Genomic DNA, 25,662 nt, shown 5'->3' with positions numbered 1-25,662 from the left:
TTGCCAGAAGTGCAAGAATGCTAAGGAGTACTCGTAGCTTGTCTAGCCGTCAAACTCGTAGCAGTATAGGTAGGAATGGCGTTAGACAAGTTAATTTAGCTCAGAGAACATCTACTCAAGAGATGGGTTGGTTTGGCAAGCTATGGGCAAAAATAACTGGTAAAGTTGTTGAATGGGGCAAAAGTTTTGGAGGTTGGTTATGGGAAGGAATTACTAAGTTTTTATCTAACTTTAGTTTTGAGAAAGTAGCACGATTTATCACGTCTAATTGGGATAGTTTCTGGAATTTCAACTGGAATATATCAGATGAACAGATAGACAAAAATATGATGAATATTGCTAATCAATTTATTAGTACTACCGCCGGTTTTTTGGGTAATATGGCAGGTAAATTAGTTTGTGGAGTATTGCCTACCATTGGTATTGCATTTATCAACAAAGCCGCTGCTATGCACATTGCCTTAAGCAAGGGACCTGAAATGCTTATGGAAGTATCTACAGCTTTCGGCTCATACGTTAAACAATCATTTGGCATGGCTATGAAAGCCATAGCATGGCAACTGTTTAAACATGGTAGACGGGTTGTTAAAATGTTTTTAGATAAAAGTCCTTCAACACTTGCAACGGCTATTGTTTCAATGGTTCCTGGTGGTAAAGGAACGATTGAAAAGTGGGGTGACGAAAAAGGTGAGGAATGGAGTTTCGGTAAACAGAGAAGGGAAGCTAGGGAGAAATTACCAGAAAGCTATGACGGAAATATTAACACTATTTGGAATCAAGATAGTAGTGAAGAATTTTGGGAGGAATTCTCAGATAATTGTAAAGAAGCGATTATTTTAGTTGCTCAAGGATTAGATGAATATATTGCATTACAACGCATTGAGGAAAATAGACAACAACAATTAGTTAACGCGGTTGTAGAAAATGGTGGAGAGCGATTTAGACTAGTATCATCATTAAGAAACCTTCAAGAAAATGTAGCAAATGTGTTAGCTCAAACTGAAATACTAGGTAATCGTGATATAGGGCAATTTGTGGGTTCCGGTGATATCTCTGAAGTTCCGAATAGTAGTAATTTAAAAATTCAGTTAACCTTTATTTTATATAACTACGAAAAACCTCCATATTGGACTAAGGAAAGACGGTCAAAACTACAAAAAACTCAAATAGAACTCCCATCAGTAGAAAGACACGAAATAACCTGGGATAAATTACAAAGGATATTTACTCAACCTAGTAAATCAGCGTTCACAAAAGGCAATATCAAAGTAACCTGCAATATGCGAAATGGTAGAACATTCTCGTTTTTTGTGAATGAATCTAGCAAGTCAGATGCTGAACGTATTTGCAAGGATTTAGTACAATTAACAAATTCTTCAATTGTTTATCCTTTACTATTTGAGGAAAGGAAAGGTTTTGGCGGTAGGGAAAATGCGAAACGAATAAAGGAAACAAAAATGTATATATCGGAGGTTAAAATACTTAACTGGGAATTAATTGATAAATTTGAACAAGCCAAAATCGATATGGGAGAGAATAGTGTTTTGGCAATGTACAAAGACCCTAGGAAGTCTAAAGTAAAAATTCCTTTACATTTTGAGAAGAAACCTAAGTGGGTAGATGACGCAATCAGAACAGCTACTAGAACGTCGTTAGAAATTAAAACTGGGAGTCAGCCACCAACTACAGCTTAATGTAGTTTTCATTGAATAGAAGCTACATATATGTAGCATTTCCTTAACGAAAATATAGCTAACACCTATATCAGTTTGGTGCTATCTTATTACTATTGATTTATTAGAGGTAATGACTATGGCAAGCCCCGTAACTCTTAATGGTCCCACTCTCGAACACCAATTGTTAGAAGTTATCGAGCAAGTTCAACGTGCACAGATAAACGCAACTAGAAACCCTAATGGTGTAACGGTAGTTACAGCTTATACCCGCAACATGGCAACTGGAGCTGTGACAGTATCCCTAACAATCCCTACTGATGATGTTTTGGATGCTACTAATGGCTCTATCGATGTAGAAGCTATTGCTGTTTTTGTTGACTAGGGTTCATTAACTAGGTAGACAACAATAGTGTTAATGTCTACCTATCTAAGGTTTTGTTTGATAATTAATGAGGTTAAATTATGCCATTAAATGATGCTTACGATAAATATAAAGCAAATTTTGTTGCTAAACTAGCGGAACCGAAAGGCACTTGTATCGGCAGGAGTTTGATGGTTGAGGCTCCAGTAGACAAGACATCAAAGTATGTTATCCCAATGCCTATGTTGCTGCTTTATACGCTATCCGATAACGCCGTAACACAGGAACCCGTCCTGGTGCGAGACTTAACTATCTGGAGACCTCCCGTTAGTGGAACTACATCAACTAATGCTAATAGGCGTAATATCATACCAGGGGCTAGAGTTAGGTCATGGAAACGTATAGAGTACACAAAGATTTTTGTAGAAGCTCCTGCCTCTATGGGTGGAGTATGGAGAACATATCGCACATCAGGAGTTAACGCGGGTGATAGGAAGCTAAGATTTATTGGTTTAAAAGTTCCTCAAATTTTCTCGATTAATTCCTTGCTATATGTTTTTGCTCATTACTGGAGCAAACAACCCGCGAGTATTAGAACCTATAACTCAATGTTTCGTATTCCGGCTGAATCTGAAATTACCCTCGATAACCTAGGAGAACTAACCACAGGTAGAACTGAAGCAGCTAATCAAGTACAAGGAAACCTTAGCGCTTTACCTGAGACAACAGGCAACAATCCATAATAACTATCTTGTTACTAAGTATATACCCGTTAACTCACAAAATAGGATTAACGAGTTTTTTGTATTGGTTATTATTTGTACATTCTATATATACTTAATGTAATACTTGATATTTTTATAAATAAGTGTAAATTGTATAATTTATGTTTATTTTTAATAAATTAATTAGATAAGATAATTTTAATTAAATACAGTGAATTCAAAAGAGCAAGGTAACTATACAGTTACAGAATCAATTGAAGGTAGCGTAACTGTAGAAAATGTAACTAATGTCAATACTAATAAAGTATTGACTCCTACAGAATACCAAGAGACGTTGAGTCGGTTTAATCAGTTTACTAAGTTTCTGGAGTTGGTTAATACTTACCTTCCTTACCCCAAAACTTCATTAATTCAATCATTGACCAACAAACTCCAAACGTCGGAGATTATCAACTCAAATACCTTTTATCTGACATATTCAGAGATTGCCACACTTAAACGAGTCACCAACGCAATCCTGACGCTATTAAAAGCAGGTGGAGTAAAGCTACCTCGTAAGGTTACGGGAGCCATCCAAGATGATATTAACGCCCTCGAAGACCATCTACTGAGTTCCGAGGGGAGTCTAGGGGATGACGTATCAGAGCCATCTCCGTTCTCAAGTTGGTTGGACTAATCCCACACCAAAAACAAAACCGCTTATGTGTAAATTTTTTAGGGACTCTATTTTAGGGACTCTATTTTAAAAGCACATAAGCGGTAGCCACTAAGCACAGGGCAATTATGACATGGAAACTAGGCACTGGACTGAGGTTAGGCTAAACCTCAGAAACATCACGCTAACGCCATTGATGTATATAGGGCATTCCCGATACATTAAAATTCCCGTTTCTTACAAGCGAGCTGAGATACAATACCAATCCACTCTTGTTAAGTTTGACAAAGGCTTTATCTCCTATTTTATAGGGGAATTGCTCAAAAAATTGATTCCGTTACATCCCGACAAACTCGAGGAAATCTTGAGCGAAAGTCTCGAATATTATCGAGAGGAATGGAATATTTACCAGGCGGAAAACGGCGGCGACAGAGAGCCCGACGACAGGAAAAAAAGTACAGAGGTTTTTTGTGATGAAGATGAATAAGTACAATGCACGAGGGCAACAAATAGACGGGCATTATTTCCCCAGTGCTTTAGAGTGTAGAGTTTATCATCTCTTGAAAAAATACGATGAACAATTAATTGTTCATCCCAAGATGACGTTAATTGAAAATCAGAAACCCTGGAAAAACATCACCTGGACACCGGATTTTTACTCCCCATTTTTCAATCGTTACATTGAAGCCAAAGGAGTATTAACAGATGCTTTTAAGTTAAAAATGCAACTGTTGCAATATCTTAACCCTAGCTTAGTTAATCAATCTTGGTTTGTTGTTAGGGGGCAATCATACCGCTGGCAGGGTATCACGCTTACTAACGTTGATGTACTTGATGATTTGTTGCGTACCCTAAAAGAACAGGGAGAATTAACTAATTTTGTGAAGGCAAATAATGAATAAACTGCATTATAAGGGCATTTTTACCATCACAGGGAAGTTGGTAAATGCCACCTACAACCCACATCTGTTTAAGCCCGAAACGGCTCAAATAGCTTATCGGATGGTAACACCGATAAAGGAACACCACACCCAAAAAATTAGAGACCTCACTAAAGAATACACGGGCTGCTATTTTCCCAGAGGGGATTATCAAGGCTCCTGTATAGCGAGGCTAAGTAATGGGATGCTACGGGTTTCTATAGTCGGGAACTCTCAGTTTTGGAATATCTGCAACATGATATCTAACGTAGCAATCAATCATCAAAGGAAAACTAAAATGTCAATAGGTTATTACGGCAAAAAACAGGACGATAAATTTAGTTATTGCAGTGCAGTTAAGCCCGGTGAAACAGGAACTTTTCTGGTCATTTAATATACACAACTACGGATAAAGCCACCCCATTTATGGGTGTTCGGAAAGGGTATTTCTGGGGATTTTCAGAATTTCAATGATAGAGACTGGGGTTATTCCCAAGGTGATAAAGAACTAATGGCTGTTCGGTTTTGCATTGAAAAATACGAAACGGAATTTCAGGGCAAAAAACGGGAATATAACCCTACAATGCCAGAGTTAGCATTGCTAAAGTTAATCCAAAGCGATACAGGATTAACTGACGGGTCTATGATGTTCACTGCCACTATCAACCTAGGACAGGCGGCGGTAAGACCTGCCAACAAAATACTGTCTAGTGAGCCAGGGGATGATATAGAGATAGAAAGAGTCAATCTATTCTACATTGAGGATATCGCCCCTTTTGATAGCAATATAGCGGGCTATTCTGCCGCTGATATCGATACCTTTATTTAGTCTAAATCCAGCAAAAAAGGGGGATTTAATGGAAAGGCAAAATACAAAACCTTCGAGGAAAGGTTAACAGAAGGGGCTAAGGTTTTGGATTGTGACCCTAGCTTTGAGAGTCTTTATAACAAGGTTAAACAACTTGATTCTAATGTATTAATTGCATTAATTGAATTACTGCGATTAATGTAGTCACAAATAAATCCCCCCTAAATATTTAGGGGGGAATAACCACCATACCATGTCAACAAGTCAAGAGCGATAAGAGGTTACTACCATGTCTGAGGACTATATTGATTATAGACTAATTAGAAGTCAGATGTCATCTGAACTAGAAGAAATAATCACAGAAGGCAACCTGGGTGAGCAATTAGAGTCTGTTTTACGGGCTGTCTGTGTTCTGCCATATCCTGATATTCAGTTTCCAATTATCGCCTCGTTTATAGCGTCTCCAGTAACGTTAATGTCTACCGCTGGTATCCTGTTCCTTTGGGGGTCTAGCGGTACTGGAAAGTCACAGATAGCTACCGTAGCATCTGAACTATACAAGACAACCTCGGTGCTTGCTAATAGCACTTTCGCTTCACTGAGAAACAAGATACAACATGAACGATTTTATGACCCCCTTCAATGTGAATTTGAGAAAAATTTTATATTGGTATGGGAAGATATCACCCCTAGCTTATTAATTGAAAATGAGAATATGTTATCGCTTTTCAAGGTGTTAAACCGCAAAAATAGCCGAATAACCATCAGTAGTCAGACACCGGGAACTAACATGATTTTTAATGCTTTCGCTTTAAAGGTGATTAATTCAATACATCCATTGTGGACATTGTGGGAGTTAAACGAACTCAAAAGACGGATGTTTCCTATATGGTTTAAAAAACGAGAGACTATGACATCAGAGGAATATAGGGGGAATAGTTACGAGTTAAGTGATTTAAACGATGTAGAGGATATTACGCTTGATAAATTATCATCTCAATTAGAAATTTTCTGGAGAAATATCGATAACTGCAATCAATACAGCAAGGTCAAAAAACAACTACAGAAACACAAAAAAGATATCATTAACGCTAGGTTATCAAGTGAAATTATTGTCACTCATTCATTGATTTATCAATTATCTATCAATGAATCAATTAAACGCTTCAATGATTACTGGGATTTTGTTAATGAAAAAATCTTGACTATATCATCAGGTACTGAACAATTTTTAGACAGTTTTATCACTCAAAGTATTGAGGCAAAAATGAAACAAAACAATCAGGCAATTAACGCGGGATGTCCTGAGTTAACCGAGGTTGTAACTGATATCGACCCGAAAGCGTTAAAAGAAGCCATTGAGAGAGCTAAAACAGATGGATATCTTGATAGTCGCGTTAATGTTTCAGAGTTGACTAATCTAATGAAAAGCAGGGGCTATTCAATGATTAATCAAAACGGTAAAAACGTTTGGAAACAAATTATTTAAGGAGGGAATTAAAATGACTCAAAATAACATTGACGCTATTACTCAAACAAGGTTTAAAACGTTTAAACAAATGGTAGACACCACGATTTACAATGCTACCAAACAAGACGCTAAGGATACTTTGATAACAATAATGAATGATTGTCAAACCGAGTATTCCCTGGCAGTCGCAAAGGAACAATTACTCCTAAAACAACTTAATTACATTAAACATTTGCTGACTAAAATTGAGTAACAAACCCGTCCGAAATGACGTTAAACTATCACAACTTAACCACTATCAAAGGATAAATCCATGTCAATCAAATCAAGTACGCCCGGATTAAACGTAGTAGAATATAGCTACATGAGCAATCGATTAAACCCTAACGCGGTAGGATTACTTGACTTAGTAGAACTTGCTATCACATCTGAACAATTCGACGAAATTGTCGAATTTATTCAAATCCACAGGCATTTTTTAAACGCGGAAATCGAGTTACTCAAAGGCATTGAAGCCTTGCTTAATGCAAAAATTACAGAACACAACAATAATCAAAATCACCCCGATAATGATGATCACAAGTTCAATTAATCAATAGGAAATAAAGCCATGAATGAGTTTGAACAAGAAAAAATGATGGTTATTGCAGAAATGGCTAGGGAGATTTTTGTCAGATTAGCTGGCAATAATTTAACAGCAACTCGTGAGGATAGAATCACGATAGCAGAAATTGCTCATAATTACGCTATTGACTTTCTGGCAGTACACGAGAAATGGGTAGAATCTCAGTATCCAATTATTACTCGATTCGATTCAGACGTAATATCACCTGAATGTAACCTTAATGGTTATAACAGCGATATCCTACTGGGAGGTGATTTTCATGCCTAAGCTACTCCCAGTAGTCACACTAACAGGGTCTTACAAAGGGTTTCTGGTAGGTCATGGTAATATCTGTATCGAAGTAGGTTCTTTAGAATGGTTTAAATACCTAGAAACCCATAAATCTTTTTCAGTAGAGGTTAATGGTAAACGATTTACAGCTTGCAAAAAACTCTCAATTAATGGTTTTACCTACTGGAACCTCAAAGGGTGGGATGGTAGCGTCAATCATCACATCTACATAGGGAAATCTGACCAACTCATTGTAGACAAGCTAACAGACGTAGCGTTAGCTATGATTACTAAGTGCAGAATGAGTAACAGCTAAACCCTAAACCCTAACACCTAACACCTAACAGCTAACCCTAACTCAATAACAACCTTAACCCTTATCGTGTCCTATCATGATAGGGGTTGTTTGTATTTTTTGCCAGTAGTCTATTGCCAGTAGTCTATTGGAAGTTTATATGAACCCACCCCTAGTTTACCCACAATAAACACCCTAAGCCAAAACCTTAACCCGTCTATTAGGGGTAATCATCCTGTGCGGAACCCAGTACCCCTATAAATTGGAGACTTGTCTAGCGGTATGTAGGTATCGGTTTCGATGGGGAATCAATTCTCTAGGATTATGTAGGTATCAGCGAGAGATGACGAAACAAGTTACCAGTTGAAAAGTTGTTTGGGGGTATCGCTTCAGTATGTCATAGCCAGGTTAGTCGTGATTATGCGATCGCATTTTGTTGGTAGTGAGTAGGCTCCTCAATATTTCACCAATAATCTGACTCCCATAGGGAACCAGGTAGGCGGTCTGATATCTTTGTACATTGATAGGAGTATCGTTGTACATTGATAACCTAGTGGGTTCCCCCTACGGCTATCGTGTTGACTTGGAAGCATATCCCCCCCCTAACCGAAACAAACACTCTTAGGGGTGCGACCGATGTGATAGCAGTCAATGGTTCGTAACGAACCGATAGGCTTGCCATTGACTGCTATCACGAGAGAGTTACCTTATCGGTGTTTGGTTAGGGGGGTGGTATGGGTATTTGACAGATTGATTAAGTTGTGCTTGTTGACTGAGTAATCAACCTATTGACAGAATTATTTTCCTGTGCTAGGACTAGATTGTGAGTAATATATGAGTAATTAGGTACGACTATCGGGTTAAAGCAATTCCCGCGATAGTAGTCAGGATAAGGGTTTAAGTTAAATGGCTCTGGCGGGATTTGAACCTAATACATAGCCTATAACCCCTATTCTACCGTTACTTAGGTGTTACTCAAAACCATAGTAGTATCTATTAATCTGTAGCCATAAAATAACCCCTAGGGGTTTAATCTAGGGGCGTTAATTTATGAAAGGTTGACGATTAGATTAATCTATCAGATAGATAACTCTAAGAAATAATTTAGCTTCAGAGCTATCAATATCAACCCCTAACGCTGTTAACCGTTCTATAGCCACGTTCAATGGTATAGGTAACTTAGAAACCCCTTTGAGAACTTCTAAGGTAGCGTCAATGCCTTCTGTCTTGTATTTACCCTCATTGACGATTGTGCTATGTCCCATAAGTCTAGCTCGCAACTCGATAGGTAGTCCATATTGTTCACCTAACAGGTTGTACAGTCTACGAAAAGCATATTTCTGGGTTACCGGGCATTTCATAGATTGAATTCTGTTACTAAACGTTGCGTCAAAGCCTCCAGCTATGGTTTTGGGTTGACTGCCTTTTTTCGGGCTATATTCTGGTAACAACGGCCGTTTCAATTCTAGGAAATCAAACATTTCGGGACTGGGAATTGGGGCTACAACCCTTCCCCCTGTTTTAATACTCACTTTCCGACCTTCTGCGTCAGTAAAGTAAGTGGTGCGAAACGTTCAGGCATGAAATAGGGTTGAAATACCCGAAGTAACCGCCTGGTGGGGACTTCAACCCCTTGGTTGAATATAAGGAACGCACTCGTGACCATCCTCATAACTGTTTATATGTCCCAACGTTCGGTATAGAGATATACCAAACAAGGCAGGGAACCCAAGGTCAAAACGAACTAACCCATACAAATTCCTTATAGTAAGCCCAGAAATGGATAAGTAAAGTTAGGAAATTAGGGTAACGGCGATAGCCACCCCCAATTTTGGGAATCACAACCTCAGGATTGAAGCGGGGAACGGAAAGCTCCTAGGTGTAACCCAACACCAGAACCGAGACCACTGCCAACCATCCATGATTAGGGAAACCGAATGTCCGGCTTGAACCATCGTCATTATTGAGCAGCGAAACAGGTTGATACGCTGCGCTCAAAAGAGTAAGGGGAAAAGTAGGGTAATCACTTCATCACCTACACAGACCTTTAAAAGTACCCCGGTGGATAGGACAAATCTAAAGATGGAATGCCCATATAAACGGAACGTTTTAACCCCTCTTAGGCTCTGATAATCTGGTCGAGAAAGTCAGTAGTGAAAGTGTAAGCGTAAGCCTATTAGGGGGTGAGATGTGACCAGAAGCCAACGCCCGACTGTAATGGTAGGGATATGCTAACGGGTCACGGTTTGATTGTAAAGAAATAGAGTCAAGTAGGTGTACAAATGGCGATAGCGAGTTTAAAGAAAGGATTTGGGAAATCAAAACCAATCAAGACTACGAACAACGCATGGAAGATCATCCCGTGGACTAAGGTTCAACGGAAAGTTTTCAAGCTCCAAAAGAGTATATTTCAAGCAGCTAAATCGGGACAGGACGCAAAGGTAAGAAGGTGGCAACGTCTATTGGTGAAATCATATTATGCCCGACTCTTAGCAGTGCGACTGTAGGGGCGGGTTCCACGGTCAGCCATGCTTCCCAACAGTCAGCTTAATAAACCCGCCCCCCCAAGCGGGTCAAGGCAAAAAGACGGCTGGAGTAGATGGTGTGATAGCAATATCCCCTAAACAAAGGCTAGAAATGACCGAGAAAATCAAAGAAAACCTCAAAGCAAAACCACTGCGACGGGTGTGGATTCCAAAACCTGGTAGGGATGAAAAAAGCTGGAATAGGAATACCCACAATCCAAGATAGAGCAAGGCAAGCCTTGGTTAAGTCGGCTCTCGAACCTGAATGGGAATCGAGATTTGAAAGCACAAGCTATGGGTTCCGTCCCGGACGGTCAGCCCAAGATGCAATAGCACGAATTTACTCAAGTATCAACAAGGGTGAATATTATGTACTCGATGCTGATATAGCAAAATGTTTTGACCGAATAAACCATGATTACCTACTGTCCAAAATTCATTGTCCAAGCTGCCTAAAAAGAGACCTGAAACAATGGCTCAAAGCAGGCGTGCTAGATAACGGCGTATTTGAGGATACAGAATCAGGGACACCCCAGGGAGGGGTAATAAGTCCACTCCTAGCTAACATCGCATTGGATGGCATGATTAGGTTCATAGAGACAATGTATCCAAAGAAAGCAAACAGAGCGCAGGCTACTGTTATAAGATACGCCGATGACTTTGTAGTGATATCCCCATCACTAGAAATCATTGAACAGTGCAAAACTGCTATTTCCGAACGGTTAAAACCTGTGGTATTAGAAATAAAACCTGAAAAGACTCGAATCTGCCATACGTTCAAACCTATTGAATATGAAGGCAGAACAGAGGAGCCAGGATTTGATTTTCTAGGATTCAATATCAGGCAATATCCAGCAGGAAAATATAAATCTGGGAAAACAGGGGGAATGGCAAGCCGATTAATCGGTCACAAGACCCACATTAAACCCAGCCAAAAAGCAGTTGCCCACACAGAAGTGATAAAAGGTGTAATTAAACAATTTAAAACAGCACCTCAATCAACCCTAATTAACAAACTAAACCCAATTATTATGGGATGGTCAAACTATTACTCAGGGGTAGTCTCAACAGAGACATTCACCAAACTAGATAAGACAATCTGGCAAATGTTACGGGCATGGACAGTATCAAGATGCGGAAAGGCAAGTCACGAAAAGCTAAGAAATTATTTCAGACATGGAACAATTAAACTTAGCAATGGGAAAGAAAGACACGAAAATTGGCTGTTCCAAACCAAAGATGGGTTACATCTATTCAAACACAACTGGACTCCAATTGTCAGACATACCTTAAGACGCCCTGACGCAACACTTTATGACGGAAATTGGACCTACTGGGCAAGCAGGAAAGGACGAGCAATCGATACGCCAAATAGGGTAGCAAAACTACTCAAAAAGCAAAAAGGTAGATGTACCTGGTGTGGGCAATTCTTTACCCCATCAGATTTAATTGAAATAGACCACATTGTACCTAGAAGCCAAGGCGGAAAGGATGACTACAAGAATATTCAATTATTACATCGCCATTGTCACGACGATAAAACAGCTCTTGATGAAGAGATGATGCTGTACTCTTAACAAGGAGACGGTCAAACTAGGAGCCGTATGAGGTGAAAGTCTCAAGTACGGTTTTGAATGGGAGGGGTAGACCGTGAGGTCTATCTCGACCCCTAATTAATCTCCTAATACAAGATAATTATCTTGATTATCAGGGTCTGACAGTGCTTTGATAGTGATACCGTCTTCGGTTACAAATGGTTTAGTTAGATTAACGGCCGCAGCTATTTGAGTTGGCCTCAGTCCGTAGATTACTGCCATACCCGTCACCCATAACCAGCTATGCCTTGTTGATTGATGTTGAGGGTTTTTAATGGTATAGGCTTCTTGTTTGGTGTTAAACCACCAATCCTTAAATACATCAACAGCTATCCGTTGTTTCTTTATGAATTGCGTTTGTTTGGGGTTAATAGGTTCAAGCTGTTTAAGCCAGTGTTCTTTGTTAGGTGATTTCTTAGCTATGGCTTTTAAGATGTAGTAACGTTCCTTGAAAGTTTTGGAGCCTATTAATCGCTCTCCATTCTGCAAGGGAATATATAGCATAGCCTTGAAACTCTCCCAGCTAGGATATTCATCCCAGTTAGGGAACAACCTGAAATATACTCCTTTAGTAGACTCGTAAGACGCTAAGTCGCTAGCGATATCGCGGGAACGCGGTCTTCCTGTGTTGCGGTTGTAACCCGCAAAATACTCATCCTCAATTTGTTTAAAGATGTCCCGGTAAGTTATCAGATTATCCTCAATCTGGTTCTTTCCTAAGATAGTCGCATCGTACCAATCCCAGAACTCACTAGCGCTGCTGATAGTTCCCAGGGCTTCAGATACCAACTTAGCTTTCTTAACGCAGTCTATCACCCCTTCTGGAGTACACTCAAGGTTAGCCGTTTTGGGTAGTCGTTTTCCGGTAGGTGGCTGCTTAAACTGCAATAGCAAATTATACTTAGTCCCGGACTTTTGTAACTTGAGTGTCACTCCTTTGGGACATTCCCCCTTAAACTCCTGATAGGCTTTCAAGAATCTAGCATAGCCCCCCTCATAGTTACCCTTTCCCCCTACTGTAGGGGTATTGATATCGTTACTCATTTTTTACTCACTTGTTATCCTGCTATGGTTTTGAGTAACACCTAAGTAACGGTAGAATAGGGGTTACAGCTTATGGGTTAGGAAACTCTCCGTGGTGGTGGACTTGGGCGTTGGGGAGGCTACCATCTCCATATATTCACAGTTGGGTAGTGAGAATCAATATATAAATCATCTGTATTTTCACGCAATTAAATCAGCCAGTAATTTCACTAATAAAAATGTTCCCTCTTTACAGAAACTTTACCGTAATTCCACTCACTGCGGTAGCAACCTTTACATAAACCCAGTTATGTTGAGAAGGCAAAGGATGAAAAAAAGTTAGCGGGGTTTGGGTTATGAAATTTAATTATACCAAAACATTAGTCGGAAGTGCGATCGCTGCCACCTGCATGATCGCCGCCACTGCTACCACCGCCACTGCTGGACAGTTTCACAATGGCTGGAACTATGCAATTGATGCCATTGGCGACGGTTCCGGTGGTGCCCAATATGATATCTACGGTATGGCAACCATGGAAACCTCCGATACTATATGGGTTGCCTTAACTGGTGGTACACCATTGGCGGGAGTTAACACTAGAGATGCCAGAAGTGGTGTAATTGGTTGGGGTGACTTGTTCTTCAATTTCACCGGAGATGATTTCCTCACCGCCAGCCAAAATAACGCTCTCTTTGGTGTGCGTTTTGCCGAAACTAATGATTCTGGCGCATCCCAGTTAGGTGTCTATAGTGATGTTCGCGCTCAAAGTGTGACTAGCATTAATAACGGATACAACAGCCTGCAACACTACTACAACTCTGGGTATTATCGCGAGAACACCATGGGTACTGACATCGCCACCAGACAGGAGGCTTACGACTATTTCGGTCAAAGAACTTCTATCGATAACGTGATCGCCTCTGGTAACTTGGTTGGTGGTATTAATATGCACTCCCAACAGGAATTGTTAAATGCTGGCTTAGATTTTGCTAACTTTAACCGAGCGGGAACCCATACCTTTGGTTTCAGCTTCGATAAGTCTTTGATTGGTAGTGGTGACTATTTAGCCAGCCTATTCCTAGAATGTGGTAATGATGGTGTAGCCTTGGCGGGGGCCTCTGTCCCTGAACCCGGTACTCTTGCTGGTTTAGCTTTGCTGGGTGTGACTTTCATGGGTAGCAAAGTCCGCAAGGGTCAAAAAGCCTAATCAATGTCAAAATTAAATGGAGTGCGAAATCGAGTGCGATCGCCATTGAAGCCCCTCGCCCTTTTTGGGAGAGGGGTTTGACGTGAGAAGTCTCAGATCAGATTTAGTCGATCGCATCGGGTTCATTTTCAGGTAAGGTTTGTAACTGGGCGATCGCTTTCTCCAGTAACTCAGCGATGGCTAACCGATATTTTGCCTTGTTCACTGAGATTAACTGAAAATTAATGCACCACGTTGATTGGCTAATTGTCCTAGTTTACCTAATCTTGACCATGGCGATGGGACTCTACCTGTCGCGGAAAGGGTCCAAAAGTTTGGCGGATTTCTTTGTTTCTGGCCGATCGCTTCCTTGGTGGTTAGCTGGTATCAGTATGGCTGCTACTACCTTTTCCATCGATACCCCCCTCTATATTACCGGAGTTGTCGCTAACCGGGGAATTGCCGGAAACTGGGAATGGTGGACTTTTGGCATCTCCCACGTGATTATGATCTACATTTTTGCCAAAATGTGGCGGCGATCGGAAGTTCTCACGGATGCGGAATTGACAGAATTACGCTATGGCGGTGATATGGGCGCAATTTTGCGGGGCGTGAAGGCGTTTATTTTTGCCATCCCCATGAATTGTATTGCGATCGGTTATGCCATGTTAGCCATGGTTAAAGTAGTTGATGCTTTGGAAATTTGGCAAAGTTTGGGCATTGAGGCGGGAGACAATAACCTTAAACTTTTTAGTGTGGTTGGGGTCAGTATTTTTGTATTGATTTATGCCGGTTTGGCTGGACTTTGGGGAGTGGTAGCCACGGACTTTTTCCAGTTTTTTCTGGCATTATTCGGGGCGATAATTGTCGCATATTTTGCCCTGGGAAGTGTCGGGGGGATTCATTCCCTAGTTGAACAGGTGCCGATCGCTTATCCTGACCAAGATATTTTGTCTCTACTTCCCGTTAATTTTGGTGGCGGCGAGGGTTGGATTAGTTTTAGTAAAACGGCGGGAATTACCGCCAGTACATTTTTTGCTTATATCTTTCTTCAGTGGTGGTCTTGGCGACGCAGTGACGGCGGCGGGGAATTTGTCCAACGATTTGCAGCCGCCAAAAATGAGGCCGACGCAGAAAAGGCGGCTTGGACTTTTAATATTATGCACTATGTAATCAGAACCTGGCCTTGGATTTTGGTGGCTTTGGCTTCTGTGGTGCTTTATCCTGATTTGGCTGATAAGGAATTAGGCTATCCTAAGTTAATGTTAGACTTCCTCCCCGTGGGAATTTTGGGGATGGTGGTTGCTTCCTTATTGGCGGCGTTTATGAGTACGGTTTCCACCTCGATTAATTGGGGTGCATCGTTTATTACCAATGACCTCTATTTGCGCTTTGTCAAGCCCACAGCCACTCAAACTGAGTTGGTATTGGTGGGGAGGTTATCATCCGTTTTAGTGACCGTTTTAGGGGCGATAGCTGCCTTTTTAGCCACCGATGTAGCCACAGTTTTTCGCCTGGTGATTGCCATTGGTACCGGGTCGGGTTTAGTGTTGATATTGCGGTGGTTTTGGTGGCGGGTAAATGCGGCGGCGGAATTAAGTGCGATCGTGGGTAGTTTCTTGGTGGGAATGGTCACGAGTCTTTCCCCTTGGTTCAAAATTGAAGACTTTGGTTGGCGGATTATTTTTATTACCATTAGCGTCACTTGTTTATGGGTAATTGTGTTATTATTCACCCCCCCAGAGTCGGAAACTACCCTAGAAACATTTTATCAAAAAGTGCGACCAGGCGGACCAGGTTGGAGTCGGGAAAGGATGAAAACTGGTTTATTTCCTGCCCAGGATTTAGGCTTAGATTTACAACGGGTTTTAGCCTCTATATTTTTATTGCTGGGGTTACTATTGGCGACGGGAGGATTTCTACTCCTACAACAGGCGATCGCTTGGATATCACTAATTGTGGCGGTTGTCGGTGGTGTCTGGTTACGACATTTATCAAAGCTGAAAATTCAACCGACACCTAGACCGGGATTAGATGATCAAATTTAAACTCAGGGCTAGTAATGGTGTTATACGCCTATAAATGACTGCTATAATAATGCTGATCAAATATGGCAGTTATAATTCTCATGAGTGCAAATTCTACCAATACCGGAGCCGATGCTATTGATGTGGCGATCGCCCAAGGAACCGATTTTGATGGGAGTCCCATTCCCCCGGAAAAGCTGGAACTATATCATAAAGTGATGGCTTTGGAAGGACAGCGCCAGCGCAGTGGGGTTAGTAATACTATGCGATCGCGCATCGTCCGCATTGGAGCCAAACATATCGCCCAGTCGGAACTAAACCAGATGCTAGAAGCGGCAGGTTTTGCACCCCTAAAAGATAAAGAAATCGAGTTTTATTATAACAAATAACCCTCGGATTTGTTGGCGGCTCATTTCTAATCGCCATGGCTTGACCATTAAATATCCGGTTGGGCTATGGCGATATTAACTGAATCTTTAATTATGCCATATTCCAGAACTTTTGTGAATGGGTCAAACCGATGAAAATTCAATCGATTAACTTGCAGTATTTTAAAAAATTTCGGAACCTGGTGTTAGATTTTACGGACTCGGAAACCGGATTAGCAAAAGATTTGATTGTTTTGATCGGAATAAATGGTGCTGGCAAAACCAGCATTTTACAAGCTCTAGCAGCAACTTTAGGGATGGCAACGGGTCGGATCAATCACTTTCATGACTTAAAATGGCTGGGATTTAACTATGAATTATTAGGGAGTAATTGGGGAAAGTTTGAGCCAGGGGTTGCCGTGAAAGTACAATTTTCATCTCAGGAAATTAAGGCGATTCAAGAGTTTTATCAAAATCTGGAAGGCTCTGGTTATTCTCATGCTCCGGCTCAAGAAAATGTGGTAACTATTAAATGGCGAGATGGACGAGTTCAGGCTGAGACAGCGGCTGAACTTTTTCAATTTAAGGGTAGAGAATATGCCAGAAAATTGGTACGTTCCCACGGATTTAATGTCTTCGAGCGAGTGGGTACAGTGCTGTGGTACACAGAACAAAGAACTTCAACTAGCTTGACTACTGAAGATCCAGATAAAACAGTTGAAATTACCGATGATATTCTGCGTGATCGTTTATCTAAGTGGCGACAGTTTCATCAAGATATTGAATCGGGTAAAATCAAAAATTTACGACCAGGACAAAGAGATTTATATGGAGATCTCGAACGTGCTTATCAAGCTATTTTTCCCGAACGGAGTTTTGAGGGTCCTGTGCTACGAGAGGGAGTAGATGACATTTTAAGTGAGCCTTGGTTTTACCTGTATGATGGTAAGAATCAGTACGAAATTTCGGAAATGTCGGGAGGAGAGCGATCGACTTTTCCCATGTTGGTAGATTTTGCTAGTTGGAATATTCATAATTCAGTGATTTTAATTGATGAAATTGAACTGCATTTACATCCGCCTATGCAACAAGCATTACTGAGATCTTTGCCGAAACTTGGGAAAAACAATCAATTTATAATTACTACTCATTCTGATTATATAGAGCAGCTAGTCCCCGATGCACATATTATCAGAGTCGAGATATAGTTATGAGTGTAATTAGTGGTGGAAAAACTATTTTTTGCGAGGGGAAGGAAAGCAGCTTAGATTATCGTTTCCTCAATCGATTAGTTGAGGATATATCAGGCGATCGCCCCACGATTGTACCCACGGGTGGAAAGTTTGGATTTTCCATCTTTGCACAGGCTTACTTCGGACAAAATCAAACCACAAATCCACCATATATATATTGTCTTTCGCGATCGGGATTTTGATCAGCAACCGACTCCCCAGACCCAACTGCTTTCACTGCGCCATAAAAGGGGTAAAGTATCGGCATACTTGACTTACAGATCTTGTCTGGAAAATTATCTATTGAATGCAGATTTAATTGATAAATATTGGCAGGAAAAGTATCAGGAAAAAATAGAAAATCCTTCCTCAAAATGGAGTTATAATAACTCACCGGGAATAGATAACATTTCCGAATGGATTGAAACCAGTGCTAGAAATATACAAGATTATCAAGCTGTGCGATGGTCTTTAGGTGAGTTATTAGCTGGTAGTAGCGCCCGCGAAACACTGAAAACAACCTGGACAGGAGGCAGTGGCACTCTTCCGAATTCATTAGTTTTACAGGAGTGTAAAATTAGTGCCTTAGAAATGATTAACAAATTTCGACAAGCTGTTGATACAGTGACATCGGAGCATTTGGAAATATATCTGACAAATTATCAAGAAAAATTTAGTGATGAAGAATTTTGGAATCGCCAGCAATACTTAATTTGGTTTCACGGAAAAGATCTGATCAAACAAATGCAGAGACAGGAGAATAGATACCCTCCTTTAAAACAATTTTTAGATTGGGGAATTACTAGAATAAATATTAATCAATATCCTGATCTATTGGAGTTGAAAAATAAAATTGAGTCCCTTTAGTTGGAAGTGGCGATCGCCTTTTAATTGACAATCGCCTAAACTGCTGCGAGGTTATGGAAACTCCCGGTTAAACTACTTACAATTAACGTTGGGGAGTCATTTTAACTAACTGGATAAATTCGGATCGATAGCCGTGTAAATCAACTCCTTTGGATGATTCTGCTAATTGTAAGACTTGTTGAAAACTGGAATTTCCACGATATTGGGAGTTTCTTAACAGCATCCCAAACTCAGCCACAGCCGCCGCAAATCTGAAATTATCCGAGGTTTGATTCAGGGGAAGACTACGGTTAATTATGGGTTGTTCAATTAACCGGGATGCCGTCTCTGTTGGGGGTTTATAACGTAGTTTCAACCTCATTAATTCATTGCTATTATAGGCTTCTGAACTGACGACATTTTGCTGATAAGTTAACTGATCCACCGCCGGTAAATTTACATCTGATTCTACACCAACGGGGATAATTTCATAAAGGGCTGTTACGGAATGTCCCGCCCCAATTTCTCCCGCATCTTTGGTGTCATCATGAAAGTCCTGATTTTCCAGGCGGCGATTTTCATAGCCAATTAACCGATATGCTTGGACTTGGGCGGGGTTAAACTCTACTTGAATTTTCACATCTTGAGCGATGGTAAATAGGGTTCCGGTTAATTCGGTAGACATCACTTTTTTGGCTTCCATTAGGTTGTCTATATAGGCATAGTTACCATTGCCATGATTCGATAGTTTCTCCATTTTGGAGTCTTTATAGTTCCCCATACCGAAGCCTAACACGGTTAAATAAATACCGCGATCGCGATAAGATTCAATCAACCGCACCAATTCCGCATCACTGGATACACCCACATTAAAATCGCCATCAGTAGCCAGAATTACCCGATTATTTTTGCCTTCACTTAGCATCCTGGTTGCTAACTCATAGGCTAATTTAATACCTTCACCGCCAGCGGTTGAACCTTGGGCTTGTAAGCCATCTATGGCGGCGATAATTTTCTGTTTTTCATTACCAGGGGTAGGAGGTAAAACTACACCAGCCGCCCCCGCATAAACAGCGATCGCCACAGTATCCTGTTCGCTGAGTTGGTCAACTAATAACTTAAATCCTTCCTTCAATAGGGGTAGTCTATTGGGCTGATTCATCGAACCAGATACATCCAATAAAAATACCAAATTACTAGGGGGTAATTCTTCGATCGCTAAAGTTTTACCCTGTAACCCAATATGAACTAATTGATGTTGCGGGTTCCAAGGGGCTGAGGATACTTCTGTGGTAACTGAAAAGGGTTCTTCGCCTTGGGGTTGAGGATAATCGTAGGAAAAATAATTAATCAATTCCTCAATTCGGACTGCATCAATGGGCGGACGTTGACGCTGGTTAATAAAGCGGCGTACATTACTATAGGATGCTGTATCAACATCAATCGAGAAAGTAGACAGAGGATTAGCTGCTACTAATTGAAAGTTATTTTCATCAATTAAATCATAGGTTTCTGTGTTGGGAATTTCGGCCTCAAATTCTAAGGCTATTGGTGGCGGTGCCGCTGGTGTTAAACCTGCATCTAAATGGGTTTCCCCTACGGGAGGGGTAGCTAACTCCCGTGGAGGAGACTGTAAGGATCTATTATAGGCATCATCACAGCAGGCAATTAGCAATACTGGTATCAAGCTAATTCCGACTAGCCAAGGTGAAGATTTGCGAGTAATCATTTTGCTGTCATCCTCACTAATTATTAGAGGTTGATAATCAGGCTTAAACCAGCATTACCTAGGGAATTTCACCAGTCAAGGACGAGGTACAGAAGTGGGATTTAGGAGAAACATGGCTCCTTGTTTAGCAATTTCCTCAGATAGATGAATTTGTTTAATGCTGACTAAACCTTCCTGAACGAACATATCCCGCAGCATAGCTTTTTCCCCACTATTAAAAACCTTCTCATAGTAGACTTCCTTAATCCCTGTGGAAATAATCAATTTCAGGCAATAAATACAGGGTTCTAGGGTGACATAAATACTGGCACCAGCGCAGCAAATACCATGTTTGGCGGCTTGAGCGATCGCATTAGCTTCAGCATGAACCGCCCGCGAAGGTAGGGTTTTACTAGCATCACAACTACTAAGTCCAGGATAACAAAAACCCTGGGTAGTACAGTGAACCGAACCGGAGGGGGAACCATTATAACCAGTTGCGAGAATTTGCCTATCTTTGACAATTACCGCCCCCACTGGGAAAGCCAAACAGGTTGATCGGGTGGCTGCTAGTTTAGCAAACATCAAAAAATACTCATCCCAGCTAGGTCTGATGGGGGGTTGGTAATTGGGTGCGATATCTTCCATAACATTAAACCCCGAAACCTGTCGATCCAAATCCATTATAACCCCTAAAGGTTGAATTGAGTTGTTCTACGGCTTCAACTTCAACCCGTACAATTGGCGAGATCACCATCTGGGCGATTTTCATGCCTATTTGTACTTGGAATGAGGTATTGCCATGATTAATCAAGATCACGCCAATTTCTCCCCTATATCCGCCGTCAATAGTTCCGGGACTATTTAAGACTGTGATTTGGTGTTTGAGGGCTAAACCGCTGCGAGGACGGACTTGGGCTTCGGTGTTGGGGGGAAGAGCGATCGCTATTCCGGTGCGGACTAAATGACTTTTACCGGGGGGTATTTCTATATTTTCAACTGAGAATAAATCCAGCCCGGCATCATCTTCATGGGCATATTTAGGCAAAATTGCTGATGGTTTTAGTTGTTGAACTTGGAGTTTCATGATGGCTATATTTTCCGAGAGTTTAAGTGATTTTTTCCCCAAGTCTTGGGGGTGTTGATTTTACCGGATTAATTAGGGGGCGAGTCGGCTTTTACCGAGGCGATTTTTTTGATACCATTGGGCAATGGCTGGAGTCCATTCTTGGACATGGGGCCACATCAAATCACAGAGTTTTTGGATTTCTAGTTGAGCGTCTTTTTTATAGCGCAAATCCAGAAAATGTAGAAGCGATCGCAGATTGAAACTAACCACAAAATGCTGTCGGTAGTCAAAGGGAATTTTTCCCCTGGCGTGTTCTTCTGACAAACCATTATCTAAATCGGCTTTATAGCGTTTTGCTGCTTCTAAACACCAGTCTAAATCGGCTTGTCGCTGTTGGGGGGAATAATAGTATTTTTTTCCTTGGCGATCGCTATAGTATCCGACCGGACGCAAATAAAAGATATCTTCCAAGTCTTTTTTGTTTTCGGCAAGTTCGAGGATCTGATTTCCTGTGTACCGATAAGAATTGTGAACCACAATCCCATTAGCCACGAAATTATGCCAGGGTCCATCAACCTCCAGATCATAAGTCATTTGTTTTCCCAGATATTCAATGTGAGTGACTTTGACCGGATGTGCTTTTAAACTTTTAACTTCTCCTCTGGGTTGGTAAAACTTAGCCAATTCAGGATTTTGATTGGGCTGATTAAATTGTGCAACTTCCCCCAGCCGAGGATTTACCCAGAAACTTTTAGGGGTATAAATAGCATCATTTATCCACACTCCATTACACATCAACTGACAATTTTGGGTGGTCGCCAAAACTTGGTGATTTTCGTCAATGATTAAACCCAAAGCATCGCCCATGGTCTGCCAACCTGCACTGGTTAAGAGACGGTGATTGACGGTACAATCTAGGGTTTTTCCATCGGCAAGGGTCAGCTGATAGACGGGTTGCAAACCACTACACATCACATTATTGACATGACCGATTTGGAAAGTTCCGGTTTCCTCATTCAGAACTCGCAGGGACATTTTTTGAATCCGTTTCTTCCCATGGCGGCGGTATTCTCCGGGTGGTTGGTTGTGGCGATCGATAATTTGGCGAGTCCGAATCGCTTTTTCTCCATTTTCCCAAACATCATATAAATCGGCAATTTTTATTTTTCTCAAACTCCCACTGGCTTTAATAAAGGTGACTTCTGTATCACCGGCTAAACATTGGACATCGAAGGAAATTCCCACGCGATGAGTACGTGCTTGCTGCATCACACTATGGGGAAAATAGCCACAGTTAAATGTGATGCTAGGATGTTCTAAGGGGCCGTAGTGTCCACGCTCCCCTGCTAGTAGACGCTTAACAATTATCTCCCCCGCTTCTAATTCTGACGGCCAATGGCTTCTACCATCAAAAACAAACTTGTCTGTATAGTCCTGGTGCATCGCTGCATAAATTACCTGTTGCGGGTTGTGGGTTTTAGCAATGACTTCAACTCGGAACCGATCCATTATGATTAAAAAAAACGCCTCTATCTATTAAACCCTAGAATGGCAACTATGCAGTTATCAAAACGATTTACCCAGGCTTTGACCTACGCGACAGAATTACACGCTAATCAGGTTCGCAAGGGGTCTGGGGTTCCCTATGTGGCGCATTTGTTGGGGGTGGCGAGTTTGGCTTTAGAATATGGGGCTGATGAGGATGAAGCGATCGCCGCCTTACTTCATGATGCGATCGAAGACCAAGGGGGAGTGGAGACGGAAAAAGAAATCCGGCGCAAATTTGGCGATCGGGTCACAGAAATTGTCAAAGGCTGTACAGATAACCATCAGACTCCATCACCACCTTGGCGGGAACGTAAACAGGCTTATATTGCACATATTCCCACGGCTTCGGCTTCTGTGCAGTTAGTGTCTGCTTGCGACAAACTTTACAACGCCCGTTCGATTTTAAAGGATTATCGAGAAATTGGAGATAAGTTATGGGATCGCTTTAGTGGGAAGCGGGACGGCACGCTGTGGTATTATCGATCTTTAATAACTGCTTTTGGTACTGGGGGACTAACGCCCTTGGTAGATGAATTAGATCGGGTGGTTTCAGAACTTGAACGGCTAGTTAAAGCAAATTAAACCCTAATTTACTGGAAAGCTAATGGCAACTGTTCGTTTAGAAAATATTACCCGTAGTTATGATAGCGCTACGGCGATTGAGGGGATTAGCCTAAATATTCCTGATGGTCAGTTTTGGGTGTTGGTGGGACCTTCGGGCTGCGGTAAATCAACGATTTTGCGGACAATTGCGGGGTTAGAAAAAGCTACCAGTGGCGATATTTATATAGGCGATCGCTTAGTTAATGACATTATGGCACGCGATCGCAATGTGGCTATGGTATTTCAGAATTACGCCCTTTATCCTCATTTGACGGTTGCAGAAAACCTGGCTTTTGGTTTAAAAATGCGGGGGACTGATAGGGCTAAGATAGACCAACGGATTCAGGAAGTAGCGCGATCGCTATCTATTGAACATCTGTTAAGCCGCAAACCTAAACAATTGTCGGGGGGTCAACAGCAACGGGTGGCTTTAGGTAGGGCGATCGCTAGGGAACCTGATGTGTTTCTTTTAGATGAACCTTTATCTAATTTAGACGCACAATTACGAGACGATACGCGCGCGGAACTTAAGCAACTTCACCAGCGCCTAGGAATTACCACAATTTATGTGACTCATGATCAGGTCGAGGCTATGACCTTAGCCGATCGCATTGTGATTTTAGAACAAGGTCGTATTCAACAGGTCGGGACTCCTCAACAGGTTTACAGTAAGCCTGCTAATAGGATGGTTGCCACTTTTTTGGGTAATCCCCCCATGAATATTATCCCGGCTACCTATGGTAATAGTTTATTTTGGGTGGGGAGTCAATCGGTGGCTTGTCCGATGGTTATTCGGGAGAAAATACACCCCGAAGAAGGACAGAGATTTGAGTTAGGAATTAGACCGGAACATTTGCAATTGAACCTCAGCGAGTCGGAAACTGATCCGGTTGAACAAGATGTTTGGGCTTTGGATAAAGTCCCTCTGGAATTAGAAGTTAGTGTGGTTGAACCCCTAGGACGGGAAACTTTAGTTAGGGCTACCTGGCCATCGGATGATCAGAAAACTGTGCAGGGAAACATATTGCAATTGATGGCTTCCCCCAGTGTGCGTGTGCGTCCTGGCGATCGCATTCCAGTTACCCTAGATTTAAACTATTTAATGATTTTTGACCCGGCTACTGGGAAAGTTTTATAATCAATGCTCAATTAACTGTGGGTTCAGCGACCACTAGAGGCGATCGACCTCAAATTGCCGTTGCTATAATGGTTAAATATCGACCATACTCAAACCAACGGAGAAATTTTTTATGGATACTCAGAAAATTATCAACAATCCTGAATCGAATCGGGAAGCTCATCAGGTTTCGATTCAACAACAATTCCATCAAGAAATTGAACAAACCCCCGATGAAATCTTAGCGATCGCTTTAGAATTTCTACTATTTCTGAAGTCTCGCGCCTCGGATTCATCAACGGAAAAAACAACAAAGGACGCATCAGAAACATCTAACAAAGTGCCTCAATTACCTTATCGTCAAGGGTCGGGAAAATCTCTAGTAGATTACCAAGGAGAATGGGTAGGAGATGATTTTGAAGAATGTCTGCAACTGGTTTTTGATAGCCGTAGCCAGGTCAATTTATCCAACCATCAGCCATTTTAAAGTATGTATTTACTAGACACGAATCATTGTAGTTATCTAATCAGAAAAGAAGCGACCGTATGGGAAAAGGCGCTGGCGATCGGTACAGAAAACTTGGCAACTTGTGTGATTGTTCAGGGGGAACTTATTTTTATGGCTGAAAAGTCGGCACAAAATACACAAAACTTAGCTAATGTCAATAATTTTCTACAATACTTGCGGATTTATCTGACTGATGAAACGACAGCGGTTATTTATGGGCAAATTAAAGCAGCGGTATTCGAGCAGTTTGCTCCGAAAGAAAAAAGCCAAAGACGAAAAACTAAAATTACAGATATTGGTTTTGATGATAATGACCTATGGATTGCTTCAATTGCATGGCAACACAATCTGATTTTAGTTTCAGCAGATAGTGACTTTCAACGAATCCAAAGGGTGCGCGATTTGACTGTGGAAAGTTGGTACAGACCAACTAACTAAACTTCAGGCGATCGCCTGCTCTATGTGGTCGGCTTAACCCTACTAAAATCGACCATTAGGCG

At 41.4% G+C, this 25,662-nt stretch carries 30 protein-coding genes and 3 pseudogenes; 26 read left to right on the top strand and 7 right to left on the bottom strand.

Annotation, left to right across the window (positions count from 1 at the left end; translation table 11 throughout):
- Positions 1–38 precede the first annotated feature (38 nt).
- The 13 genes from N39L_RS31850 to N39L_RS31790 all read left to right on the top strand — a co-directional run bounded on the left by N39L_RS31850 (position 39) and on the right by N39L_RS31790 (position 7,827).
- Entirely contained in the window at positions 39–1,694 is a 1,656-nt protein-coding gene (locus N39L_RS31850) for a hypothetical protein (RefSeq protein ID WP_014276713.1), read from the top strand.
- A 118-nt stretch (positions 1,695–1,812) separates the two neighbouring features.
- On the top strand, positions 1,813–2,058 hold the full coding sequence (locus N39L_RS31845) for a hypothetical protein (RefSeq protein ID WP_014276712.1): 246 nt from the start codon (positions 1,813–1,815) through the stop codon (positions 2,056–2,058).
- Positions 2,059–2,138: 80 nt separating this feature from the next.
- Complete coding sequence (locus N39L_RS31840) at positions 2,139–2,780, top strand: hypothetical protein (RefSeq protein ID WP_014276711.1); 642 nt, start codon at positions 2,139–2,141, stop codon at positions 2,778–2,780.
- A gap of 193 nt (positions 2,781–2,973) precedes the next feature.
- Positions 2,974–3,438 (top strand): hypothetical protein, encoded by a 465-nt coding sequence (locus N39L_RS31835; RefSeq protein WP_014277430.1) that lies wholly within the window; start codon positions 2,974–2,976, stop codon positions 3,436–3,438.
- A gap of 112 nt (positions 3,439–3,550) precedes the next feature.
- A complete protein-coding gene (locus N39L_RS31830) occupies positions 3,551–3,904 on the top strand; it encodes a hypothetical protein (protein ID WP_006616083.1) in 354 nt (117 codons plus the stop codon).
- Positions 3,891–4,319: a DUF1064 domain-containing protein gene (locus N39L_RS31825; RefSeq protein WP_006616084.1), complete on the top strand. Its 429-nt coding sequence runs from the start codon at positions 3,891–3,893 to the stop codon at positions 4,317–4,319. The genes N39L_RS31830 and N39L_RS31825 overlap by 14 nt, the downstream gene beginning before the upstream one ends.
- Positions 4,312–4,731: a hypothetical protein gene (locus N39L_RS31820; RefSeq protein ID WP_006616085.1), complete on the top strand. Its 420-nt coding sequence runs from the start codon at positions 4,312–4,314 to the stop codon at positions 4,729–4,731. The genes N39L_RS31825 and N39L_RS31820 overlap by 8 nt, the downstream gene beginning before the upstream one ends.
- A 117-nt stretch (positions 4,732–4,848) precedes the next feature.
- A complete protein-coding gene (locus tag N39L_RS31815; RefSeq protein WP_231852048.1) occupies positions 4,849–5,166 on the top strand; it encodes a hypothetical protein in 318 nt (105 codons plus the stop codon).
- A gap of 268 nt (positions 5,167–5,434) precedes the next feature.
- Entirely contained in the window at positions 5,435–6,634 is a 1,200-nt protein-coding gene (locus N39L_RS31810; protein WP_014274908.1) for a hypothetical protein, read from the top strand.
- 13 nt (positions 6,635–6,647) lie between these two features.
- A complete protein-coding gene (locus tag N39L_RS31805; RefSeq protein WP_006616005.1) occupies positions 6,648–6,869 on the top strand; it encodes a hypothetical protein in 222 nt (73 codons plus the stop codon).
- 60 nt (positions 6,870–6,929) lie between these two features.
- Positions 6,930–7,208, top strand: coding sequence for a hypothetical protein (locus tag N39L_RS31800; RefSeq protein ID WP_231852047.1), 279 nt, complete (start codon positions 6,930–6,932; stop codon positions 7,206–7,208).
- Positions 7,209–7,226: 18 nt separating this feature from the next.
- A complete protein-coding gene (locus N39L_RS31795) occupies positions 7,227–7,508 on the top strand; it encodes a hypothetical protein (protein WP_035736471.1) in 282 nt (93 codons plus the stop codon).
- Positions 7,462–7,827: a hypothetical protein gene (locus N39L_RS31790; RefSeq protein WP_014274186.1), complete on the top strand. Its 366-nt coding sequence runs from the start codon at positions 7,462–7,464 to the stop codon at positions 7,825–7,827. The genes N39L_RS31795 and N39L_RS31790 overlap by 47 nt, the downstream gene beginning before the upstream one ends.
- Before the next feature lie 387 nt (positions 7,828–8,214).
- Here N39L_RS31790 and N39L_RS31785 read toward each other — a convergent pair whose 3' ends face one another.
- Together N39L_RS31785 and N39L_RS31780 are read right to left on the bottom strand one after the other, a co-directional pair.
- Positions 8,215–8,349: a hypothetical protein gene (locus tag N39L_RS31785; RefSeq protein WP_286131332.1), complete on the bottom strand. Its 135-nt coding sequence runs from the start codon at positions 8,347–8,349 to the stop codon at positions 8,215–8,217.
- Between the two features lie 527 nt (positions 8,350–8,876).
- A pseudogene (locus N39L_RS31780) lies at positions 8,877–9,365 on the bottom strand (recombinase); the annotation flags it as partial.
- Positions 9,366–10,088: 723 nt separating this feature from the next.
- Between N39L_RS31780 and N39L_RS31775 the strand changes: the two are divergent.
- The 3 genes and pseudogenes from N39L_RS31775 to N39L_RS31765 all read left to right on the top strand — a co-directional run bounded on the left by N39L_RS31775 (position 10,089) and on the right by N39L_RS31765 (position 11,908).
- Positions 10,089–10,313, top strand: a complete 225-nt coding sequence (locus N39L_RS31775; protein WP_014277426.1) for a reverse transcriptase N-terminal domain-containing protein — start codon at positions 10,089–10,091, stop codon at positions 10,311–10,313.
- A gap of 21 nt (positions 10,314–10,334) precedes the next feature.
- Positions 10,335–10,557 (top strand): annotated as a pseudogene (locus N39L_RS31770) (HNH endonuclease).
- The gene (locus N39L_RS31765; protein ID WP_014277425.1) at positions 10,517–11,908 is read left to right on the top strand and encodes a group II intron reverse transcriptase; all 1,392 of its coding nucleotides are present in this window, start codon (positions 10,517–10,519) and stop codon (positions 11,906–11,908) included. The pseudogene N39L_RS31770 and the gene N39L_RS31765 overlap by 41 nt, the downstream one beginning before the upstream one ends.
- Before the next feature lie 99 nt (positions 11,909–12,007).
- On the opposite strand, the pseudogene N39L_RS31760 reads toward N39L_RS31765, so the two are convergent.
- Positions 12,008–12,970: pseudogene (locus N39L_RS31760) on the bottom strand (recombinase); the annotation flags it as partial.
- A 335-nt stretch (positions 12,971–13,305) separates the two neighbouring features.
- Here N39L_RS31760 and N39L_RS31755 point away from each other — a divergent pair.
- The 6 genes from N39L_RS31755 (at position 13,306) to N39L_RS31730 (ending at position 18,630) form a co-directional block, all read left to right on the top strand.
- Positions 13,306–14,157, top strand: coding sequence for a PEP-CTERM sorting domain-containing protein (locus tag N39L_RS31755; RefSeq protein WP_006620201.1), 852 nt, complete (start codon positions 13,306–13,308; stop codon positions 14,155–14,157).
- Positions 14,158–14,381: 224 nt separating this feature from the next.
- A complete protein-coding gene (locus N39L_RS31750; RefSeq protein ID WP_006620202.1) occupies positions 14,382–16,184 on the top strand; it encodes a sodium:solute symporter family protein in 1,803 nt (600 codons plus the stop codon).
- A gap of 80 nt (positions 16,185–16,264) precedes the next feature.
- Positions 16,265–16,552, top strand: a complete 288-nt coding sequence (locus tag N39L_RS31745; RefSeq protein ID WP_006620203.1) for a small RNA NsiR4-regulated ssr1528 family protein — start codon at positions 16,265–16,267, stop codon at positions 16,550–16,552.
- Between the two features lie 131 nt (positions 16,553–16,683).
- On the top strand, positions 16,684–17,739 hold the full coding sequence (locus tag N39L_RS31740; RefSeq protein ID WP_006620204.1) for an AAA family ATPase: 1,056 nt from the start codon (positions 16,684–16,686) through the stop codon (positions 17,737–17,739).
- 2 nt (positions 17,740–17,741) lie between these two features.
- Positions 17,742–17,966: a hypothetical protein gene (locus N39L_RS31735; protein WP_014277423.1), complete on the top strand. Its 225-nt coding sequence runs from the start codon at positions 17,742–17,744 to the stop codon at positions 17,964–17,966.
- Positions 17,967–18,066: 100 nt separating this feature from the next.
- The gene (locus N39L_RS31730; RefSeq protein ID WP_231852046.1) at positions 18,067–18,630 is read left to right on the top strand and encodes a hypothetical protein; all 564 of its coding nucleotides are present in this window, start codon (positions 18,067–18,069) and stop codon (positions 18,628–18,630) included.
- 82 nt (positions 18,631–18,712) lie between these two features.
- Here the strand turns inward: N39L_RS31730 and N39L_RS31725 are convergent, their stop codons facing one another.
- The 4 genes from N39L_RS31725 to N39L_RS31710 form a co-directional block, all read right to left on the bottom strand.
- The gene (locus N39L_RS31725) at positions 18,713–20,338 is read right to left on the bottom strand and encodes a vWA domain-containing protein (RefSeq protein WP_006620206.1); all 1,626 of its coding nucleotides are present in this window, start codon (positions 20,336–20,338) and stop codon (positions 18,713–18,715) included.
- A 75-nt stretch (positions 20,339–20,413) separates the two neighbouring features.
- Positions 20,414–21,001 (bottom strand): deoxycytidylate deaminase, encoded by a 588-nt coding sequence (locus N39L_RS31720; protein ID WP_006620207.1) that lies wholly within the window; start codon positions 20,999–21,001, stop codon positions 20,414–20,416.
- Positions 20,970–21,404 (bottom strand): dUTP diphosphatase, encoded by a 435-nt coding sequence (dut, locus tag N39L_RS31715; RefSeq protein WP_006620208.1) that lies wholly within the window; start codon positions 21,402–21,404, stop codon positions 20,970–20,972. The genes N39L_RS31720 and dut overlap by 32 nt, the downstream gene beginning before the upstream one ends.
- A gap of 72 nt (positions 21,405–21,476) precedes the next feature.
- Complete coding sequence (locus N39L_RS31710) at positions 21,477–22,895, bottom strand: FAD-dependent thymidylate synthase (RefSeq protein ID WP_006620209.1); 1,419 nt, start codon at positions 22,893–22,895, stop codon at positions 21,477–21,479.
- Between the two features lie 48 nt (positions 22,896–22,943).
- Here N39L_RS31710 and N39L_RS31705 point away from each other — a divergent pair, with 48 nt between their 5' ends.
- The 4 genes from N39L_RS31705 to N39L_RS31690 all read left to right on the top strand — a co-directional run bounded on the left by N39L_RS31705 (position 22,944) and on the right by N39L_RS31690 (position 25,600).
- Positions 22,944–23,516, top strand: a complete 573-nt coding sequence (locus tag N39L_RS31705; RefSeq protein WP_006620210.1) for an HD domain-containing protein — start codon at positions 22,944–22,946, stop codon at positions 23,514–23,516.
- A gap of 22 nt (positions 23,517–23,538) precedes the next feature.
- Entirely contained in the window at positions 23,539–24,675 is a 1,137-nt protein-coding gene (locus N39L_RS31700) for an ABC transporter ATP-binding protein (RefSeq protein WP_006620211.1), read from the top strand.
- A gap of 112 nt (positions 24,676–24,787) precedes the next feature.
- Positions 24,788–25,141 carry a hypothetical protein gene (locus tag N39L_RS31695; RefSeq protein WP_006620212.1) on the top strand — a complete coding sequence of 118 codons (354 nt, stop codon included), beginning with the start codon at positions 24,788–24,790 and terminating at the stop codon, positions 25,139–25,141.
- Positions 25,142–25,144: 3 nt separating this feature from the next.
- A complete protein-coding gene (locus N39L_RS31690; RefSeq protein WP_006620213.1) occupies positions 25,145–25,600 on the top strand; it encodes a type II toxin-antitoxin system VapC family toxin in 456 nt (151 codons plus the stop codon).
- Positions 25,601–25,662 lie beyond the last annotated feature (62 nt).

This window comes from Limnospira platensis NIES-39 (assembly GCF_026000695.1).
In the GTDB taxonomy this organism is placed as follows: Bacteria; Cyanobacteriota; Cyanobacteriia; order Cyanobacteriales; family Microcoleaceae; genus Limnospira; species Limnospira platensis.
The sequence above is the reverse complement of the archived record's forward strand: the minus strand, read 5'-3'. Positions and strand labels throughout refer to the sequence as shown.